Origin of the sequence: Listeria monocytogenes (genome assembly GCF_041765605.1) — a bacterium.
GTDB classification, from domain to species: Bacteria; Bacillota; Bacilli; order Lactobacillales; family Listeriaceae; genus Listeria; species Listeria monocytogenes_D.
The window spans coordinates 1,817,254-1,837,616 of sequence record NZ_CP168900.1 but is presented as its reverse complement, the minus strand read 5'-3'; the positions used below and the strand labels follow the sequence as shown (position 1 = coordinate 1,837,616).

Annotated in this window: 20 protein-coding genes and 1 other annotated feature; of the genes, 19 read left to right on the top strand and 1 reads right to left on the bottom strand. The window is 36.9% G+C overall.

Annotated elements, in window-relative coordinates; genetic code table 11:
- The first annotated feature begins 89 nt into the window (after nucleotides 1–89).
- The 7 genes from gatC to AB2Q86_RS09350 all read left to right on the top strand — a co-directional run bounded on the left by gatC (nucleotide 90) and on the right by AB2Q86_RS09350 (nucleotide 7,558).
- On the top strand, nucleotides 90–383 hold the full coding sequence (gene gatC / locus AB2Q86_RS09380) for an Asp-tRNA(Asn)/Glu-tRNA(Gln) amidotransferase subunit GatC (protein ID WP_003722233.1): 294 nt from the start codon (nucleotides 90–92) through the stop codon (nucleotides 381–383).
- A 23-nt stretch (nucleotides 384–406) separates the two neighbouring features.
- A complete protein-coding gene (gene gatA / locus AB2Q86_RS09375) occupies nucleotides 407–1,858 on the top strand; it encodes an Asp-tRNA(Asn)/Glu-tRNA(Gln) amidotransferase subunit GatA (RefSeq protein ID WP_003729803.1) in 1,452 nt (483 codons plus the stop codon).
- Between the two features lie 11 nt (nucleotides 1,859–1,869).
- Complete coding sequence (gene gatB, locus AB2Q86_RS09370; protein ID WP_012581157.1) at nucleotides 1,870–3,300, top strand: Asp-tRNA(Asn)/Glu-tRNA(Gln) amidotransferase subunit GatB; 1,431 nt, start codon at nucleotides 1,870–1,872, stop codon at nucleotides 3,298–3,300.
- Nucleotides 3,301–3,445: 145 nt separating this feature from the next.
- Nucleotides 3,446–4,378: a diacylglycerol kinase gene (locus AB2Q86_RS09365; RefSeq protein WP_003725530.1), complete on the top strand. Its 933-nt coding sequence runs from the start codon at nucleotides 3,446–3,448 to the stop codon at nucleotides 4,376–4,378.
- A 147-nt stretch (nucleotides 4,379–4,525) separates the two neighbouring features.
- Nucleotides 4,526–5,281 (top strand): hypothetical protein, encoded by a 756-nt coding sequence (locus AB2Q86_RS09360; protein WP_012581158.1) that lies wholly within the window; start codon nucleotides 4,526–4,528, stop codon nucleotides 5,279–5,281.
- 23 nt (nucleotides 5,282–5,304) lie between these two features.
- Nucleotides 5,305–6,666, top strand: a complete 1,362-nt coding sequence (gene rlmD, locus AB2Q86_RS09355; protein ID WP_003729800.1) for a 23S rRNA (uracil(1939)-C(5))-methyltransferase RlmD — start codon at nucleotides 5,305–5,307, stop codon at nucleotides 6,664–6,666.
- Nucleotides 6,667–7,003: 337 nt separating this feature from the next.
- The gene (locus tag AB2Q86_RS09350; RefSeq protein WP_012581160.1) at nucleotides 7,004–7,558 is read left to right on the top strand and encodes a hypothetical protein; all 555 of its coding nucleotides are present in this window, start codon (nucleotides 7,004–7,006) and stop codon (nucleotides 7,556–7,558) included.
- A gap of 32 nt (nucleotides 7,559–7,590) precedes the next feature.
- On the opposite strand, the gene AB2Q86_RS09345 is transcribed toward AB2Q86_RS09350, so the two are convergent.
- Complete coding sequence (locus tag AB2Q86_RS09345) at nucleotides 7,591–8,079, bottom strand: shikimate kinase (RefSeq protein ID WP_284647128.1); 489 nt, start codon at nucleotides 8,077–8,079, stop codon at nucleotides 7,591–7,593.
- 208 nt (nucleotides 8,080–8,287) lie between these two features.
- Here AB2Q86_RS09345 and AB2Q86_RS09340 point away from each other — a divergent pair, with 208 nt between their 5' ends.
- The 12 genes from AB2Q86_RS09340 (at nucleotide 8,288) to AB2Q86_RS09285 (ending at nucleotide 20,363) form a co-directional block, all read left to right on the top strand.
- On the top strand, nucleotides 8,288–8,797 hold the full coding sequence (locus tag AB2Q86_RS09340) for a hypothetical protein (RefSeq protein ID WP_012581161.1): 510 nt from the start codon (nucleotides 8,288–8,290) through the stop codon (nucleotides 8,795–8,797).
- 129 nt (nucleotides 8,798–8,926) lie between these two features.
- Nucleotides 8,927–9,694, top strand: a complete 768-nt coding sequence (gene virB, locus AB2Q86_RS09335; protein WP_003729796.1) for an ABC transporter ATP-binding protein VirB — start codon at nucleotides 8,927–8,929, stop codon at nucleotides 9,692–9,694.
- A complete protein-coding gene (locus AB2Q86_RS09330; RefSeq protein WP_012581162.1) occupies nucleotides 9,684–11,663 on the top strand; it encodes an ABC transporter permease in 1,980 nt (659 codons plus the stop codon). The genes virB and AB2Q86_RS09330 overlap by 11 nt, the downstream gene beginning before the upstream one ends.
- 61 nt (nucleotides 11,664–11,724) lie before the next feature.
- Nucleotides 11,725–12,402 (top strand): two-component system response regulator VirR, encoded by a 678-nt coding sequence (gene virR / locus AB2Q86_RS09325; RefSeq protein WP_003729795.1) that lies wholly within the window; start codon nucleotides 11,725–11,727, stop codon nucleotides 12,400–12,402.
- A gap of 68 nt (nucleotides 12,403–12,470) precedes the next feature.
- Entirely contained in the window at nucleotides 12,471–13,346 is an 876-nt protein-coding gene (locus tag AB2Q86_RS09320; RefSeq protein ID WP_012581163.1) for an SDR family oxidoreductase, read from the top strand.
- Nucleotides 13,347–13,366: 20 nt separating this feature from the next.
- Nucleotides 13,367–13,825 carry a hypothetical protein gene (locus AB2Q86_RS09315; RefSeq protein WP_012581164.1) on the top strand — a complete coding sequence of 153 codons (459 nt, stop codon included), beginning with the start codon at nucleotides 13,367–13,369 and terminating at the stop codon, nucleotides 13,823–13,825.
- 16 nt (nucleotides 13,826–13,841) lie between these two features.
- Entirely contained in the window at nucleotides 13,842–15,584 is a 1,743-nt protein-coding gene (ade, locus tag AB2Q86_RS09310; RefSeq protein ID WP_119721749.1) for an adenine deaminase, read from the top strand.
- A gap of 21 nt (nucleotides 15,585–15,605) precedes the next feature.
- Nucleotides 15,606–16,646, top strand: coding sequence for a sensor histidine kinase (locus tag AB2Q86_RS09305; RefSeq protein WP_012581166.1), 1,041 nt, complete (start codon nucleotides 15,606–15,608; stop codon nucleotides 16,644–16,646).
- A gap of 103 nt (nucleotides 16,647–16,749) precedes the next feature.
- Nucleotides 16,750–16,990: a binding site (T-box leader), on the top strand.
- Nucleotides 16,991–17,048: 58 nt separating this feature from the next.
- Nucleotides 17,049–17,690: an amino acid ABC transporter permease gene (locus tag AB2Q86_RS09300; protein ID WP_003729791.1), complete on the top strand. Its 642-nt coding sequence runs from the start codon at nucleotides 17,049–17,051 to the stop codon at nucleotides 17,688–17,690.
- Nucleotides 17,691–17,700: 10 nt separating this feature from the next.
- Nucleotides 17,701–18,348, top strand: coding sequence for an amino acid ABC transporter ATP-binding protein (locus AB2Q86_RS09295; protein ID WP_012581167.1), 648 nt, complete (start codon nucleotides 17,701–17,703; stop codon nucleotides 18,346–18,348).
- 1 nt (nucleotide 18,349) lies between these two features.
- Nucleotides 18,350–19,165 carry an amino acid ABC transporter substrate-binding protein gene (locus AB2Q86_RS09290; RefSeq protein WP_003728238.1) on the top strand — a complete coding sequence of 272 codons (816 nt, stop codon included), beginning with the start codon at nucleotides 18,350–18,352 and terminating at the stop codon, nucleotides 19,163–19,165.
- A gap of 91 nt (nucleotides 19,166–19,256) precedes the next feature.
- Nucleotides 19,257–20,363 carry an iron-containing alcohol dehydrogenase family protein gene (locus AB2Q86_RS09285; RefSeq protein ID WP_014589087.1) on the top strand — a complete coding sequence of 369 codons (1,107 nt, stop codon included), beginning with the start codon at nucleotides 19,257–19,259 and terminating at the stop codon, nucleotides 20,361–20,363.

Genomic DNA, 20,363 nt, shown 5'->3' with positions numbered 1-20,363 from the left:
AATTATGCAGGAGAGGACAGTTCTTCCCATTTTTAATAGGCGGGAAGCACTACCGCATAGAAAGTAACACTAAAAAGGAGGATGGCATTTTGTCAAATATATCAAAAGAAACTGTAGAAAAAGTAGCAAACCTTGCCAAACTAGAAGTATCAGAAACCGAAGCAACTGCTTTTGCTGGTCAGCTTGGTAAAATTATTGAGCTAGTAGAGCAATTAAATACTTTAGATACTACAAACGTAGAACCTACCAGCCATGCAATTGACGTATCCAATGTATTACGTGAAGATGTGGCAACAAAAGGGTTAGATCGTAAAGAAGTACTAAAAAATGCACCAGATGAGCAAGACGGCATGTTCAAAGTACCTACAATTATGGAACAATAAATAGGCTAAGGAGGGAAAATATTTTGGGTTTATTTGATTTTTCAGTAAAAGAACTACATGATAAATTAGTAAAAAAAGAGATTTCACCATTTGATTTAGTATCAGAATCTTTCAACCGAATTGAATCTGTAGAGGACAAAGTTGGTTCTTTTATTACTTTAAATAAAGAAGCAGCATTTGGTGTCGCAGAAGAACTTGGAGATGCTGGTATTGATCCTAACAATATGCTTGCAGGTCTTCCAATCGGGATTAAAGATAATATTGTTACAAAAAGCTTGCGCACAACAGCAGCAAGTAAAATTTTAGAAAACTTCGATCCAATTTACGATGCAACTGTTGTGTCTAAATTAAAAAACGCGCAAACAATTAATATCGGAAAATTAAACATGGATGAATTTGCGATGGGATCTTCGACAGAAACATCGTATTTCCACAAAACACATAACCCGTGGGATTTATCAAGAGTTCCTGGTGGCTCTTCAGGTGGTAGTGCATCTGCAGTTGCAGCTGGCGAAGTTTTATTCTCGCTTGGTAGTGACACTGGCGGCTCGATTCGCCAACCAGCAGCTTTTTGTGGGGTAGTCGGAATGAAACCTACATATGGCCGTGTATCTCGTTTTGGTTTAATTGCCTTTGCGTCTTCCTTAGACCAAATCGGTCCAATTACTAAAAATGTAGAAGATAATGCCTATTTACTAGAAGCAATTTCTGGTTTAGATGCAAATGATTCAACTTCCATCAACCAACCAGTTGAACGCTTCTCAGATAGCTTAACAGGAGACATTAAAGGCTTACGCATCGGTGTTCCAAAAGAATATCTTGGCGAAGGCGTTGATCCTGGCGTAAAACAAGCAGTATTAGATGCGCTTAAAACACTTGAAAAACTTGGCGCGACTTGGGATGAAGTTTCTTTACCTCATTCTGAATACGGTGTAGCAAGTTATTACATTTTAGCATCTAGTGAAGCTTCTTCTAATCTATCTCGTTTTGACGGCGTTCGTTACGGATACCGTTCTCCAAACGCAACTACTTTAGAAGAACTTTATACAAAAACTCGTTCTGAAGGCTTTGGCGATGAAGTAAAACGTCGTATTATGCTTGGAACATATGCGTTAAGTTCTGGTTATTACGATGCTTACTACAAAAAAGCACAACAAGCGCGTACGTTAATTAAGCAAGACTTTGTTAATGTATTTGAAAACTATGATGTTATTATCGGACCTAGTTCCCCGACAACAGCATTTAAAATTGACGGAATGATTAACGATCCAATTACAATGTATTCCAACGATATTTTAACTGTTCCGATTAACTTAGCAGGTGTGCCAGCTATTTCTGTTCCTTGTGGATTCTCAGACGGCTTACCGGTAGGATTACAAATTATCGGTAACTACTTCGAAGAATCATTACTTTACAAAGTAGCGCACGCATTTGAACAAGAAACAACATTCCATAAAGAAAAACCAAACTTATAGGAGGCGTAGCAATGAATTTTGAAACAGTTATTGGACTTGAGGTTCACGTAGAGTTAAAAACCAATTCAAAAATATTTTCTTCTGCGCCAGCTCATTTTGGAGCAGAACCAAATACAAATACAACCGTGGTAGACTTAGGAATGCCAGGTGTTTTACCAGTTTTAAATAAACGTGCAGTGGAATTTGGTATGAAAGCAGCCATGGCAATTAACTGTGAGATTGCTGAACATACAAAATTCGACCGCAAAAACTATTTTTACCCAGATAATCCCAAAGCATACCAAATTTCCCAATTCGATAAACCAATTGGCGAACATGGCTGGATTGAAATCGAAGTTGGTGGTAAAAAGAAAAAAATCGGCATTACTCGTCTTCATTTAGAAGAAGATGCTGGGAAAAATACCCATACTTCTCATGGTTATTCGTTAGTGGATATTAACCGTCAAGGAACACCACTTATCGAAATCGTTTCAGAACCAGACATTCGTTCTGCAGAAGAAGCATATGCGTACTTAGAAAAATTAAAATCTATCATTCAATACACTGGCGTATCCGATGTGAAAATGGAAGAAGGTTCGATGCGCTGTGATGCCAATATCTCTATCCGTCCAATCGGCCAAGAAGAATTTGGCGTAAAAACAGAACTTAAAAACCTAAACTCTTTCAACAACGTACGTAAAGGTATCGAATATGAAGAAAAACGCCAAGCTGAAGTACTTAAGTCTGGCGGGATTATCGAACAAGAAACTCGTCGTTTTGAAGAAGCAACAGGAAAAACCTCTTTGATGCGAATTAAAGAAGGATCCGACGATTATCGTTATTTCCCAGAACCAGATTTAGTAGATTTATTTATTGATGATGCTTGGAAAGAACGTATTCGTGCAGAAATTCCTGAACTTCCAGACAAACGCCAAATTCGTTACATTAACGATCTTGGTTTGCCAGCATATGATGCAATGGTTCTCACGCTTACAAAAGAAATGTCTGACTTTTTTGAAGCAACGCTTGCAGCTGGAGCAGATGCAAAACAAGCTTCAAACTGGCTAATGGGCGAAGTTTCTGCCTACTTAAACGCAGAACAAAAAGAACTTCATGAAACAGGACTAACTCCCGAAAACCTTGCTGGGATGATTAAATTAATCGAAGCCGGTACTATTTCCTCTAAAATTGCCAAAAAAGTTTTCCGCGAATTAGCGCAAAATGGTGGCGATGCAGAGCAATTAGTAAAAGACAAAGGACTTGTCCAAATTTCTGATGAAGGAGCTTTACGCACTATCATTAGTGAAATTCTAGATAACAATGAGCAATCCATTGTCGACTTCAAAAATGGTAAGGATCGTGCGGTTGGATTCTTAGTTGGTCAAGTAATGAAAGCAACCAAAGGACAAGCAAACCCACCAATGGTTAATAAATTATTACTAGAAGAAATGAACAAACGTTAAACAATGTAGCAGTGAGGTATTTTGCCTCGCTGCTTTTATATTTATTAGGAATTTATAGTTAAATTTGCTATAATATTACTATCATGTGTCAAAACGCGCTTTTCTTTTGAACAACGCTGTTTGAGTGAAGGAGAGGACGAACATAATGCAAAAACACGCTCGAGTTATTTATAATCCCACATCTGGAAGAGAAATCATCAAGAAAAATCTTGCAGATGTCCTTTCGATATTAGAGCAAGCAGGCTATGTAACATCTGCGCACGCAACAACTGCAGAACCAGATGATGCCAAACATGCTGCGGAAGAAGCTGTAAGAGATCGATTCGATTTAGTTGTAGCAGCTGGCGGAGATGGAACCATTAATGAAGTTATTAACGGTATTGCCGAAAAAGAATATCGCCCCAAAGTAGGGATTATACCAACCGGGACAACCAATGATTTTGCAAGAGCCTTACATGTGCCTAGAGACGTGATTAAAGCAACGAAGATTATAGCAGCTGGTCAAAGTGTAGCAATGGATATAGGTAAAGCAAATGAAACATATTTTATTAATATAGGTGGCGGAGGTCGTTTAACAGAACTCACTTACGATGTTCCCAGCCGTCTAAAAACAATGCTCGGTCAACTTGCTTATTATTTAAAAGGTATCGAAATGTTACCATCCTTAAAAGCAACTAAAGTAAAAGTAGAATATGATCAAGGCGTATTTGAAGGGGAAGTGATGTTTTTCCTATTAGGATTAACTAATTCCATCGGCGGCTTTGAAAAAATCGCCCCAGATGCCAAGTTAGACGATGGTAAATTTTCACTCATTATCGTGAAAAAAGTAAATTTAGCCGAATTTATCCGTTTAGTCACACTGGCGCTTCGAGGAGATCATATTAAAGAACCTAATGTTATCTATGTAAAATCCGAAAAAGTGATTGTTAACTCAGAAGATAAGATGTTAATTAACCTTGACGGGGAGCTTGGTGGGGAAACGCCAATGGAATTCCGCAATTTAAGACAACATATCGAATTTTTCGCAAGTGTGGATGACATCCCTGCAACTGATTTATTCATAAAAGAAAATAGCTAAAAACTGCCCAGCTTGGTAGTTTTTTTCTTTAGCCTAAACGTCCTAATTGCAACATAGTAAAAAGGATGTAATTATTGTTAGAAATTTGTCTTATTTGAGCAAAACAAGTATAATAGGTATTCTGACAAGAAATGAGGTGAATGCGATATGACAAGTGGACATCTTTTTAAAAAGTTCACAGTGATAATAATCGTTCTTATCATTGCTATCGCAGCGGCTGTTTTTTTCTTTTGGCAAGTGGATGCAGAAGAGCAAGCTCCAAAAGTAACGAAAACAGAGCTAATTGAAAGTAATAAAGTATGGATAAACAATCAAATGCAAGTTCCAATACAAGATAATATTATTTTATCTATCCCTGCAGCAAATACAAACACAACAATTGCAACAAATGGGGATTTAATTTTAGAAACAACTAACGAAGATATTTTAAAAGAGTTAGCTTCTACTGATAATCGTTATAAAGGTATCAAAGCATATCGACTTCGTATTGAAGCAAAGAAAGTTTCTGAGTATATTACTAATACAAAATATCGTTACCCAACAACAACTATCCAGAAAAAATTCGCAAACTATGAAATTACAAGTGGTGAACGTTCTGTACAAACAGAAAAAACACCTGTAACAATAGAAGACACAACAAACAATAATATCAAAGTATCTCTAAAGACAAGTTATTCAAGTGATGATGCAGAAGTAGCAGCTGGTATTTTTGATAGCCAGATTCCAGAAGAAACGACTATTACAGATAACACAAAAGCGTTGACTACGAATAAAAATGTCACTATCTATCCAAAAACATTTATTTATGATTTTACGTTACAGAAAAATACCATGCTTGTTTTTAAAGAGCAAGAAGAAGCGGTAATTAAAGAACCAATCGGTATCGAATACATTATTAAGTAAAGCAAAGAGAGGGGCAAGGGACTTTGGAAGCATCCCTTTTAAAAAAGAACCAATCCATTGAACTTACTATTGAAGATTTAACGCATGACGGCAGTGGGGTTGGCAAAATTGACGGATACCCACTTTTCATTCCAAATACGTTACCTGGCGAAAAAGTGACAGCTAAAATAATAAAGCTCAATAAAAATTACGGCTTTGCTCGGATGGAGACTATTGAATCGGTTAGTGCAGACCGCGTAGAACCTCCATGTGCGGTTTATTCCAAATGTGGCGGTTGTAGCTTGCAACACTTAAGCTACGATGGTCAGCTTGCGTTTAAACGAAATCAAGTGGAAGAAACGATGAAGCGAATTGGGAAACTTAATGTAGATGTTCCAGAAACGCTAGGCATGGAAAATCCTTGGCGCTACCGGAATAAATCACAAGTACCAGTAGGATTTGTTAATGGTAAGTTAACAGCAGGTTTTTACCAAAAAAGAAGCCATGCCATTATCGACATGTCCACTTGTTTAATTCATAATGAGCAAGGTGATTTTGCTGTTCAAAAAACACGTGAAATCCTAGCTAAATACGGAACAGAACCGTATGATGAAAAAACAGGAAAAGGCGATATCCGCCATATTATGACAAGATTTGCGCATACGACGGGCCAGTTAATGCTTGTTCTTGTAACCACAAAAGAACGTATGCCTTTTAAAAATGAAATTGTGCAGGATTTGGTCGAACAACTGGAATTAACCTCGATTGTTCAAAATATTAATCCACATAAAACAAATGTGATTTTTGGAGATCGTACGAAAACACTTTGGGGAAAAGATATCATTGAGGATACGATTCATGGCATTCGTTTCGCGATTTCGGCGCGTTCTTTTTACCAAGTAAATCCGCTTCAAACAGAAGTTTTGTATCAACAAGCCATCGATGCGGCTGAATTAACTGGAGAAGAAACAGTAATTGATGCTTATTGCGGTATTGGCTCTATTTCCCTTTGTCTTGCAAAAAAAGCCAAGCATGTCTATGGGGTAGAAATTGTCGATCAAGCGATACAAGATGCTCGTGCCAATGCAGAGCTCAATGAATTAACGAATACAACTTTTGAAACAGGTAAAGCCGAAGAGGTCATTCCGGCGTGGTACAAAGCTGGAATTGAAGCAGACGTCCTAGTAGTTGATCCGCCTCGAAAAGGTTGCGATGAAAAATTACTGGAAACAATTTTAGCAATGAAACCGAAGAAAGTAGTGTATGTTTCTTGTAATCCAGGGACATTAGCCCGTGATATGAAAATCTTAACGGATGGCGGCTATGTAGCGAAAAAAGTTCAGCCTGTAGATATGTTTCCAATGACAACACATATAGAAGCTGTGACTGTTCTACATTTAAATTAAGTATACAAAAACCGCCATAATGGGATAAATGGCGGTTTTTGCTTTTCGAGTGTGTGTGGTCAACTAATAAATTAACAGACGAGATTAGCAATAACCAAGTCCAGTTTTTATTTAACCACGAAATAAAAAAATGGTCAAAGGAGAAAAAATTAACTTTTTCAAGAAAAGTAGTAGTTTAATTAACTGTTTTCGAGTTTGAAAGTTAATTAATATACATTATAACTAAAATTAGACTATAAAATTGTTGGTAAATTGTCATATTTATTTCTTCTTTCAAAATGGAATAGAATTTGGTAAGATGAATGTAAGAGATTTCACATGAATGGAGGAAATGAGAATGGCAATTAGTATGTATATCGACCAGCCTGGTGCCGCATTAGATAGCGCAACAACACATCCACATTTCAAAGAGCATTTTAAAGCGAGTTTTTATTTGGATGAACAGGATAGTTATGGCCCATTCGGATATGAAGATGGCCTTGAGGTACTTCGCCGTTTAGAAGAATACTTCAGTGACAAAAGTGACCAAGGACTAAATTTAGCCGCTTTTCCAAAATACATGATGGAAACAGTGAAAAAAGCAAATTATGTCCCAGCAAAAGACGATGGCGTAGAGCGATTGCAACAGCTTTTGGCGGAGTTTGGTAGTGATGTTCGAACGTCCGATAGAATTACTGTTTCAGCTGCTTTAGCTCAAATTAAAATCACAGGTTATGTTTTACCAGCTCTTCGTGATGCGGCGCTTGAAGCACTTCACCGTGAAATAGAATTGAACAAAATAGAAGATATTGACGCTGGTTATGCGGACAGTATGTTTTATGACTTATTAACATTTACAAAAGACTATACATCCGTCTTACCGGATATGTGGTGTAGACATTGTACGGAATAAAAAAACAGCGCTAAATTTTTAGCGCTGTTTTTTTACTTATCTAACATCGTTAAGATCGCTTTAGCAACTTCTACTTGGTTGCGATTATCCGTGTTAACGATAAAGTCTGCGGAATCTTGATAATGAGCAATTCTAGGTTCAAAAATGGCGCGAATTTCTTCGGCTGTTTTTTGTTGTACAAGTGGACGTGTGGTGTCGCCTTTTAAGCGATTCATAAATACTTCTGGATCCGTTTCTAAATAAATAACCGGATATGTATTTTTTAATACTTCTCTATTTTCAGGATTGAGAACAATGCCACCGCCTGTTGCTATAACGGCTTTGGTATTAGCTAATTCTTTTAATTTTTCATGTTCTAGACGGCGGAATTCTTTTTCACCATATTTCGCAAAAATGTCCGATACACTCATTCCTTGTTCGCTCGTAATTACTTCGTCAATATCGATGTACGGTAAGTTAGCTAAGTTTGCGAGTATGTTTCCAACCGTTGTTTTTCCAGCTCCCATGAAGCCAATTAAGATAACTTGATCGATGATGTTCTCCTCCTTTATTGGATTATTACATTTTACTACTTAAAAGCATTAAAGAAATTATATCACAAATGCCAAAAAGGTCAACCGAAAGTAGGCTGTTTTCTTTAAAATAAAAAGCCGCATGAATGCTTCCTTCCCATTGTAGTATATTTTTAGTACAATAGAAATAAGAGAGTCGTAAAACTGGAGGAAAAAAATGATAGAGAATGAGCTAGAACAAACAAAGAAAACTGAGAAAATAGAATTTGGGGTAAACCGCCGTTTGATTTTTTCTAGTTGCTTACTTTGGATGGCAGTGGGGTTATTACTTTATGTTGTTTTTAGTCATATCAAAGGTGTAAATGGTATAGAGGAAATGATTTTACTCGTGTTTATCGGCCTTTGTGTGTTACGACCATTGTTTCGGTTAATTAATCTTGCTCCAACTGTTGAATTAACAGAACGTGGAGTTGCTTATCGTGGGGACTTTAAGTCGTGGAATGAAATTAAAGCAACAGAACTAAAGAAACCTGCTATGGTGCTTTTTTCGCAAGGCAGATTAAAGATAATGACATCAATAAATGGACGAGAAGAGATAGCATGGGATATTATTGCCGCGGATGTTTCTATTAGTTTAGAAGAGCTCGAAACACTTATTCAGACAATGCGGTCGACTTATACAGATGACGAAACCATTGGTACAGAAATTTTTATAGAAAAGAAATAGCGAAAAAAATCATTTGTCTGTTTTTTAATAGGGGGATGATTTTTTTTGATAAATACAACTATAGCCCATAGTATATTGGTGGAAATTAAGGTAAAATAGCCAAAGAATGAACGTAACGGGAGGAATACAATGGAAACAGTGCTAAAGGCGCATAAAGTTAGAAAAGTATACGGGTCAAAAGGAAATTTATTTTCTGCGCTTGGAAGTATTAGTTTAGAAATACAAAAAGGCTCATTTGTTGGTATTATGGGTCCTTCTGGTGCGGGGAAGTCTACTTTATTAAATGTGTTATCTTCTATAGATAAACCAACTTCTGGAGAAATTGAAATTGCTGGGAAACAGATTTCTAATATGAACGGGAAAGAATTAGCTGTTTTTAGAAGAGACCAACTTGGCTTTATTTTTCAAGACTATAATCTGTTAGATACGATGACAGTGAAAGATAATATTGTTTTACCACTGGCGCTTGCACATATTAAACAAGCAGAAATTGATCAACGGTTTGAAATCATTGCTCGTCAGTTCGGGATTTTTGAACTTAGAAACAAATATCCAACAGAAATATCTGGTGGGCAAAAGCAACGGACTGCGGTTTGTCGTGCAATGATTACCGAACCAACGTTGATTTTTGCGGATGAACCTACTGGTGCCCTTGACTCCAAAGCAGCGACCAATTTGTTAGAAGGACTCTCTCAAGCAAAAGATGTGCGTGATTCTACTATTATGATGGTGACGCATGATGCCTTTGCTGCCAGTTACTGCGAAAGAATTATGTTTATAAAAGACGGCGAAATTTTCACTGAAATCTACCGAGGGACAAGTTCTAGAAAACAATTTTTCCAAAAGGTGTTAGATGTGTTGGCGCTTCTTGGAGGTGGCGAAAACGATGTTATTTAAAGTGGCGCTGACTAATATGCGAAAGAATTTTAATCAATATATTGTTTATTTTGTTTCATTGATTGTTTGTGTATTAGTGTTTTTCACATTTGTTTCACTATCTTATAACCCGCTTATTGAGACGGTGTTTAAACGCTGGGAACTATTTGGACCAGCAATGTTTTCTTCAGCCAGTATTATGTTGATTTTATTTATTTTCTTTTTTATCTTTTATTCCAACAGCTTTTTTCTTAAAAGACGAAAACGAGAAATAGGTCTTTATTCTTTGCTTGGTTTGCGGAAATCACAAGTCGTATTGGTATTGTTTTTTGAAAACGCGATGCTGTATATGTTAGCGACTATTTTTGGCGTATTGATTGGAATCTTTTCTTCTAAATTGTTTGCAATGGTTTTATTTTGGATTGTTGGACTTTCCATCGATGCAGAATTTATTATTTCATTTAAAGCAATTATAGATACAATGCTCGTCTTTTTTTGTATCATGCTGTTCACATCTGTCTATGCGATTTTTATTGTATTACGTTATAATTTGAGCCAACTATTTAAAAATGATGAAAAAGAGGAAAAAGTGGCGAAAGGCTCATTCATTTTTATGTTAATTGGCCTTGCTTTAATTATTTTTGGTTACTTTTTAGCAACGAGTAATATTGAAGAATCGCCCATTTGGTTGGCCTATGATTTTTTTGATTTAGTTTTAGTCATCATTCTTAGTGTTGTTTTAGGAACGTGGTTGATGGTTCGATTTGGGACGCCTTATATAATCCGAAAGCTATATAATAATAAGCATTTCTTCTATAATGGAACCAATATGCTTGGAATTACATCGCTTCGTTTTAGATTGAAGAAAAATGCTGGGACAATTGCGATGATTGCTGTCCTTAGTGCGACTACACTAACAATTATTGGCTCTATGAGTAGCTTTTATGTGCGCACGATTGATGATATTTCTGCGGAAAATCCGTCCAGCTATCAAGTCCTCAATATCACAGCTACAAATGAAGAAGAAATTATCCAAACGATTCATAATGATCCAGACCATAAATTGAAAAGTTTGATGCAAGCCGAGATGGTTAGTGCAGAAGTGGAATATAAAGATATTCCTAAATATAAAATGCGGATGGATACAATGATTCACACGGTTGTATCGGAGTCAGAATTTAATCGCATTGGTGAAAGGCAACAAAGTGATTTTGTTCCACCTAAAAAAATCGCTTATGGTGATGCGATACTGCTTGGGAAAAGCACCTATTATGCAAGACCTGAAATTCAAGAGAAATGGCTAACGCGTAAAATGGTCGTTCAATCCAATAAAGCTGCTGCGAAGAATATGCCACCAATGAAAGTAGTAGATTTCCGCGAAAATTCGATTTTCAACACAGGGATTTCTTATGAAACACTTGTTGTATCAGATGAATATTATGATGATTTAGAAAGACTTTTCCAACCGGAATCTGTTACGATGTTTGATATTACCAATCCAAACCATAGCGAAAGCCTGGATAAAAAAGTACAAACAATCGTGGACGGTTCGCCTTCACTATTTTCAGATAATGTTTCTTCGTATTATACAAATTACCATTTGATTTCTACATTAGTAGGTTCCTTATTATTTATTGGTATTTTTATTGGGGTCGTATTCTTTTTAGCGACGGGAAGTATTATTTACTTTAAATTAGTCACCGATGCGGTTTCAGAAAAAGCGAAGTTTGATATTTTATTTAAATTAGGTGTTACTGAAAAAGAAGTACGAAAGATTATTTCTAAGCAAGTCTGGCCAATTTTTGTTATTCCGTTATTTTTCGGAATTGCCCATTCAATGGCTGCATTATGGGGTATTTCTATTAATTTAATGGATAATATAAAATATCCAGTTTTAATTGGTACAGGTATTTATATTATATGTTACGCCGCGTATTACTTTTTATGTATTAATTCTTTCATCAAAATTGTGATGGCCGATAAAAAGTAATTGGCTTTTGCGGTTAATTCAGCTAAAATGGGAAGAGAGTTCTGCCGAGGAGGTACTAGAAATGGTAAAGGTATATATCGTAGAAGATGATGAAGTAATTCGTGATACAATCCGAAAACATTTAAGTAAATGGGGATTTGAAATTGGGGTAGTAGAGGATTTTAATAATATTTTACAAGAGTTTTTAGCTTTCGAACCTCAATTAGTTATTTTAGATGTCAATCTTCCTTTCTTTGATGGTTTTTATTGGTGTAATCAAATTCGCGAAGTCTCGAATGTACCAATTATCTTTTTATCATCGCGTAATTCACGTATGGATCAAATTATGGGGATGAATATGGGTGCAGATTATTATATAGAAAAACCGGTTGATTTAGATGTCTTAATGGCGAGAATTAATGCCCTTTTAAGAAGAACCTATTCTTATGCTGATTTAGAAGAAGCGAACGTAATGGAACATAACAATGTCTTCCTTCACATCGACACGAATACACTTACGCATTTAGAAGATAAAATTGAGCTAACAAAAAATGAATTTTTGATCTTATATGAATTAATGAAACAAAAAGGTAGCATTGTAAGCCGTGATGAAATTATGCGTGCACTTTGGGAAGATGAAAGTTTTGTGGATGATAACACGCTGACGGTTAACGTTGTACGAATTCGTAAAAAACTAGCAGAAATTGGTTTAGACGAATTTATCAAAACGAAAAAAGGCCAAGGATATATGATTGAATGAGAAAAAACAGGAAGATAGCGCCAAAAAACGCGAACTTCCTGTTTTTCGTAAATGAAGGAGGAGTCAAGGTGAAGATTTTAGTATTCGGTGGTACACGTTTTTTTGGAAAGAAATTAGTGGAAAGACTTATTTCAGAAGGACACGATGTCACGATCGGCACAAGAGGTAAAACAGAAGATCATTTTGGTGATGCTGTTAAACGAGTAGTGTTAAATCGCGAATCACGAGATGCTTTATTCCAATTAGCAAAAGAAGAATGGGACGTTATTTACGATAATATTTGTTTCTCGCCAAAAGAAGCGCTTTATGCCGTGGATGCATTTAAAGGCAAAGTAAAACGATACATATATACTTCCTCGCTTTCTGTTTATAGTCAAAAAGGACGGGCTCTAGTGGAAGATGATTTTAATCCGGAACATTATGAAATCGTTATTGGTGATAAAGAAGATTTTGATTACGGTGAAGGGAAGCGACTTGCAGAAGCAGTGTTTTTCCAAAAAGCTTCTTTTCCGGTTGTAGCTGTTCGTTTTCCAATAGTTCTTGGGCTGGACGATTACACCAAACGGCTTCATTTTCATATCGAGCATATAAAAAATCATCAAGAAATTGGGATTAGTAATGGGCAAGCAGAGATTGGCTTTATTACTTCGGATGAAGCGGCGCAATTTTTAGCGTGGGTTGGTGTAGAATCTGATGTGACTGGGCCAATAAACGCTGCTTCTAATGGCACCTATGCGCTGAATGGTTTCATCAAAATGTTGGAAGCAAAAACAGGAGAGCTAGCACTTGTTGAGGAAGTGACAGATGACGCTGATGATTCCCCGTTTGGGATTGAAAAAACCTATTATTTAGATAATACGAAAGCGACAGAAGCGGGCTTTGTTTTTAAAGAGTTAAAAGAATGGTTACCAGCTTTAGTGACAGATATTTTAAAAGAAAATTAATTTGGGGGAAAAATGACACGATGTTAAACTTTGAAGAAAAAAAGGCATTAATAGAATCAATCGATGGTTTTGAACTACATGAAATTTCTATGGGGCGCATAAACGTACACTATCCAGCCAGTAAAAGAGATAAGAAGATTATCGTTAAACATCTTCATCCCAATGGCAATGCTTTTGTCTATGCACCTTTTTTAGAAGTAGAACCGTTAGATAAGCAAGGTTATGTGAATGTAAAAGATTACTCTGAAAATGAAATCCGTGTATTACTTTTAGAAGCAAAAGAATTCATGGATAGTGACGAGGATGGCTATAAAGACGGACTAACTAAAATTTATCAAGACAATAGCGGTGAGAAACTTTCACTCGTGTATGAAAACAAAATGTGGGTCATTTATACAGGGGAGAACTTAGAAGCTGTTTTTCCAACGCTTGAAAGTGCAGAAGGTTATTTGCTTGATGAAGGTTTCTTTGAAGCTTAATTGACGGAGGCGAAATTTGGTGGAGAATTTAAAACAACTGCAAGAACGTATCGCGGTAAGTGATGGCCGTGCAAAAGCAGATTTAGTGATTAAAAATGGTCGAATAATAAATGTATTTTCAGGAGAAATCATGGACGGCGATATTGCTATCAAAAACGGTTATATCGCTGGTATCGGTAATTTTCCGGATGCAGAAAAGATAATAGATGCGGCGGGGGCCTTTATCGCTCCTGGTTTTATTGATGCCCATGTTCACGTGGAAAGTGCGATGGTGACACCAGCTGAGTTTGCCCGTGTTTTACTACCCAACGGCGTTACAACCATTATAACTGACCCGCACGAAATCGCCAATGTTGCTGGGGAAAAAGGGATTGAATTCATGTTGGAAAATGCAAAGGGAGTTCCTTTAGACATGTTTGTCATGCTTCCTTCCTCTGTTCCTGCAACAGAAGGAGAACATAACGGCGAAACACTACATGCGGAGAAGCTTCATCCACTTTATAAACATGAAAAAGTAATTGGTCTTGCAGAAGTAATGGATTTTCCCTCTGTAGCAAAAGGTAGTTCGGATATTCTCACGAAAATTATCGATGCTAAAAAAGAAGGCGGACGAATTGATGGGCATGGAGCCGGTCTAACAAGCGCTGATTTGAATAATTATTTAGCTGTGGGTATTCGGACGGATCATGAAAGTACAACCGTTAAAGAAGCGACAGACCGTTTACGTGCAGGAATGTTTGTTATGCTGCGGGAGGGAACATTGGGTCGTGATTTGCTTCAAACGATTCCAGCTGTTTCTGAAAAGAATAGCCATCGCTTTTGCTTTTGTACAGATGATAAACTTATTAATGATTTAATTACAGAAGGTTCGATAAACTATAACATCAAACTTGCTATCCAACATGGGATTGATCCAATTACCGCTATCCAAATGGCTACTATTAACGCGGCTAATTGTCATAATTTACCGTACCTCGGTGCAGTCGCTGCCGGATACCAAGCGGATATCGTCTTTCTAACGGACTTAGAGAGTGTAGAAATTAGTAAAGTTTTGAAAAACGGAGAAGTGGTGGTTGAAAATGGTGTACGTAATGAAGCCACTTTTAAACAACAAGCGGCAGTGCCATTTGTGTCTCCGCCGATTAATCATCATGTTTGTTTACAAGATTTAGCATTACCTTTAGCCAAAGAAACGTGTTTTGTAATCGGGATGCAACCAAATAGTTTATTTACAGAAAAACGCATCGAGCAAGTCACTATTCAAGATGGCAAGTTTATCCCCACCGTGGCAGATGATTTACTCAAAATGGCTGTTGTAGAGCGGCATCATAATACTGGTTGTGTTGGCGTTGGTATCGTAAAAGGATTCGGGCTAACAGAAGGCGCTATTGCAACAACAGTTGCTCACGATTCCCATAATATTGTGGCTGTTGGCGTAAGTGATGAAGCAATGAAAGCGGCTATTGATCACATCACCAAAACAGGGGGCGGTATTGCTGTAGTAGATGGAACTGGTCAAGTGCTTCATGACTTAGCGCTTCCAATTGCCGGTTTGCTTAGTGATAAATCCTATGAGGAAGTGGAAGTAGATTTAGCTGGACTGTTAAGTGCGTATAATCAAATTAGTACCGCTAAAGGTTTCGATCCATTTTTAACATTGTCATTCTTAACTTTACCAGTTATTCCAGAATTAAAATTAACCGATCAAGGCTTGTTTGATTTTGCTACGTTTCAAATTATTCCAAATGAAGTATACTAATTAGTAGCGAGGAGGTACGATATGAATTGGTGGAGCTATATAAAAGATAAGCGATTTTTCTTATTGTTTTTTTGTAGCATTATGTTTTTTGTAGGTGTATTAATTTCCATTGATCCGAACAGTAAATTAACGATTGGGAATTTCATTTATTTATATGTCTTTGTTTTAGTTTTCTTACTTGCTTATCTCGTGCTGGGTTATTTCTTTAAATATAGTTATTGGCGCGAAATGAAAGATTTGGTTAGCGGGGAGATTGAAGAAAATATCATTGAATTACTACCGAAACCGCGTACTCGCGAACAGGCATTTTTCAATCAATTAATGGTAAAAAAACATAAGGAAGAATTACGAACGATTAGTAAGTTGCAAGATAAACAACAAGAGTATCATGATTTTATTTTATATTGGGTACATGAAGTGAAAACTCCAGTTGTTGCAAGTAAAATGTTAATTAATAATCCGGATTTAAATGATACTGAAACGATTTTTAAACAAATCGATGAAGAATTAACAACGATTGATAAATTAGTCATGCAGGCACTTTATTTTTCGCGACTAGACACATTTTCAAAAGACTATTTTATTCAAGAGCAAAATCTTGGAGTAGTAGTGCGCGAATCAGTCAAACGTCATTCTAAACTTTTCATAGGGAAGAAAATGAAGTTGGATTTACAAAATGTCGATATAGATGTGCGTACAGATAGCAAGTGGCTTGGTTTTATTTTGGATCAAATTTTGTCTAATTCACTCAAGTACACTGAAAGCGGCGGCGAAGTCAAAATTTGGTGTGACACAGAATCGTCCGGGAAGAAAGTACTGCATATGAAAGACAACGGTCGCGGGATTAACGAAGAAGATTTACCGCGTGTCTTCGAGCAAGGATTCACAGGTAATATTGGTAGGCAAGAGAAAAAAGCAACGGGCATGGGGTTGTATTTAGCCAAACAAATGGCAAAAAAATTAGGACATGAAATTTGTATTCAATCTGAGCGTGGTGTAGGTACAGAAGTAAAGCTCTATTTTGAACAGAAAGATGACTATTTACTGATTGCCAAAGATTAATAGAGAGTGGTGTGCGAATAATTTAATTTCGTACGCCATTTTTTTGTTTAATTAAAACGGTTGACTCTACCGCTTTATCGTGGTAGAGTATTAGCAAGAAGAAGTGAAAGCGTAGAAGAGAACAAGTAGAACGTGATTCTTTTGAAGAGAGTCCTTGGTTGGTGCGAAAGGATAAAGATAACGTGATCGAACACATCTCGGAGTTGGTTTGCTGAAGCATAAGTGGGTAGGTGAACTCGGGTTAAGCCCGTTATAGCTTGTTAGTCTCGAACTAACAGAGTCTGGTACTGCGAAGTATCAGTAAATTGAGGTGGAACCACGTGAATATTATTCTCGTCCTCTTGGCCAATTAGTGCCAAGTGCGACGAGATTTTTTTTATGTTAAAAAAGGAGCGAAGAATAATGGATTATATCATGGAGATTTTACCAGCTTTACTTGACGGGGCGAAAACAACATTACTCGTTTTTGTTGTTACATTAGTTTGTTCGATACCATTAGGAGCGGTTGTGGCAGTTGGAAATATTAGCAAAATAGCCCCCCTTAAATTCATTTTAAATATTTATATTTGGATTATGCGAGGCACGCCTTTACTTTTACAATTAATTTTTATTTATTATGGGTTACCGATTATCGGGGTTGTTTTTGACCGAATGGATGCCGTGTTTATTGCCTTTATTTTAAATTATGCAGCATATTTTGCAGAGATTTTCCGCGGTGGTTTTCTTTCCATCGAAAATGGACAATATGAAAGTGCTAAGGTTTTAGGCCTAACTTACGGACAGACACTTCGAAAAATCGTCTTACCACAAGTTGTCAAACGTGTCTTACCAGCAATTGGGAATGAAGTCATTAACTTAGTAAAAGACTCATCTCTAGTTTACATCCTTGGAATTGGTGATTTACTAAGAGCCGGAAAAATTGCTATGAGTAGAGATGTTACACTGATTCCACTTGTATTAGTTGCAGCAATTTACTTAGCATTAACTGCTATCCTAACCGTATTATTTAAACAACTCGAAAAACGTTTTAGTTATTATAAATGAGGTGAAAAAAATGTTGGAAATTAAAAACCTATCGAAAAAATTTGATCAAAAAACAATTTTAGATAATGTGAACATTACGCTTCAAGATGGCGAGATACTTTCCATTGTTGGTCCATCTGGTGGCGGGAAAACAACTTTACTTCGTTGTATTAGCGGACTAGAAAAAATGGATGCTGGTGAAATCTTCATTGATGGTGAAAAAATTGACCCAATGTCGAGAAAAGATGTGGAAAATACGATTGGTGTTGTTTTCCAAGAATTCCACTTATTTCCGCATTTAAGTGTTTTAGATAACTTGATTTTAGCACCGACGCTTGCTCGGAAAACAAAGAAAGCAGATGCCGTTAAAGAAGCAGAACGATTACTTGGCTTACTTGATTTAGCCGATAAAGCAAATAGTATGCCGTACCAATTATCCGGCGGACAAAAACAACGGGTCGCGATTGCCAGAGCACTTGCGATGAATCCCAAAGTGCTGCTATTTGATGAACCGACATCCGCTTTAGATCCTGACTTGCGCGATCATGTTGCAGTATTAATTTTAAGTTTGAAAAAGGTTGGTATTACGCAAATTATCGTTACACATGATCACACTTTTGCCGAAAAAGTTGCGGATCAAATGATGGAAGTCGAACCACTAAAAAAGGAGGCAATCTAACATGAAAAAAGGATTATTAATAACTGTAATGTTAATGGTAATGTTAGCGCTGGGAGCTTGTTCCAGCGGTGAATCTAAAGAGGACCAGTGGAGTAGAATTAAAAAAGATAAAGAAGTGGTGATTGGTTTAGACGATAGTTTTGTGCCGATGGGATTTCGAGATAAAGATGATAACTTAGTTGGCTTTGATATTGATTTGGCGAAAGCTGTATTTGCAGAATATGGCATTAAAGCAAAATTCACCCCGATTGATTGGACGATGAAAGAATCTGAACTAAAAAACGGCTCGATTGATTTAATTTGGAATGGCTACACAGTGACGGATGCGAGGAAAAAACAGGTCGCTTTTAGTCAACCTTACATGAAAAATGAACAAGTATTAGTCACTTTAAAATCAAGCAATATTAATCAATTTAGCGATATGAAGAATAAAACGCTCGGTGCACAAAATGGGGCAAGCTCCATCGATGATATGGCGAAAAAACCAGAAGTGCTAACAGACATTATAAATAATAACGAACCAGAATTATACGATACATTTGATACAGCTTTCATTGATTTGAATAACAAACGAATCGATGGTTTAATCATCGATGAGGTTTACGCGCGTTATTACATTGATAAACAAAAAAATAAAGACGATTACAACATTATAACAGGCGGTTTTGATGCCACAGATTTTGCTGTAGGAATGCGCAAAAGTGATAAAGAACTGCAAACAAAAATCAATGAAGCTTTTGAAAAATTATACAAAGAAGGAAAAATGCAAGAAATTAGTAAAAAATGGTTTGGTGATGACGAAATCGCTAAGCAATAGCGCGATTGACAGTAGGTTTAAGTTCCTATACAATTTGAATTATAAATGTCGCAGCCGAATATCCGACCGTGCCAGACAGAAGGGATGATTTTTGTTGAATAAAGAATTGATTGTTCGCGGAGCTCCACAAGAATATTTATGCCAAGTAGGCGCGTGGGATACATTACCTACTCACCTAGAACGCCGCGGTTTGAAAAATGTATTAGTAGTTCGTGGAAATGCTTCTTGGGAAGTCGCTAAAAAGAAATTCCCTGTTTTATCAACTGTTACATCTACTTTTGAAGTATATAATGGTGGTTCTACCTACGAGGAGCGCGATCGTCTGGTGGCAATCATGGAAACAAATAAGATGGATGCGATTATCGCAGTAGGTGGCGGAAAAATAGCTGACGTATGTAAAGCGGCAGCAGCAGTTCTACGTTTACCAGTCATTATCTTACCGACACTTGCATCAACTTGTGCCGCTTATACGCCACTTAGTGTGATGTACGACGAAGAGGGCGCTATGATTCGTTACGATGTGTTTGCGAGTAGTAATGCGCTGTTATTAATTGATCCGGAAATGATTTTAGACTCACCGAAAGAGTTACTAGTTGCTGGAATTGGCGATACGCTAGCCAAATGGTACGAAGCAGACGTGATTATTAATTCCTTACCAACTAAATCAGTCGAAATTGAAATCGCGCATTTTGCTGCCAAAATGTGTCGTGATAACTTGTTGCAATATAGTGAAGAAGCACTTGCTGCCATGGACAAACAAGTATTGAATGAAGCGTTTGTTAAAATTATCGAGACGAATATTTTAGTTGGTGGAATGGTCGGTGGTTTTGGCGATGATTATGGACGTTGTGCAGGAGCGCATTCGATTCATGACGCGCTAACGATGGTTCCAGAAACACATCACTTATTGCATGGTAATAAGGTAGCTTATGGTATTTTAGTTCAATTAGTAATAGAAAATAGATGGGATGAAATCGAGCGTTTGTTGCCATTTTATTCTGAGCTTGGTCTTCCGATGAGTTTATATGATATGGGACTTGCGACACTTGCAGAAGAAACGCTTGTGGCCGTATCTAAACGTGCAACGGAGCCACATGAAACAATCCATATGATGCCCGGTGAAATGACAGCTGATGTGGTATTAAATGCGATGAAACAGTTAGAAGATAGTATGGCAATGAAACGAGTGACTAAGTAA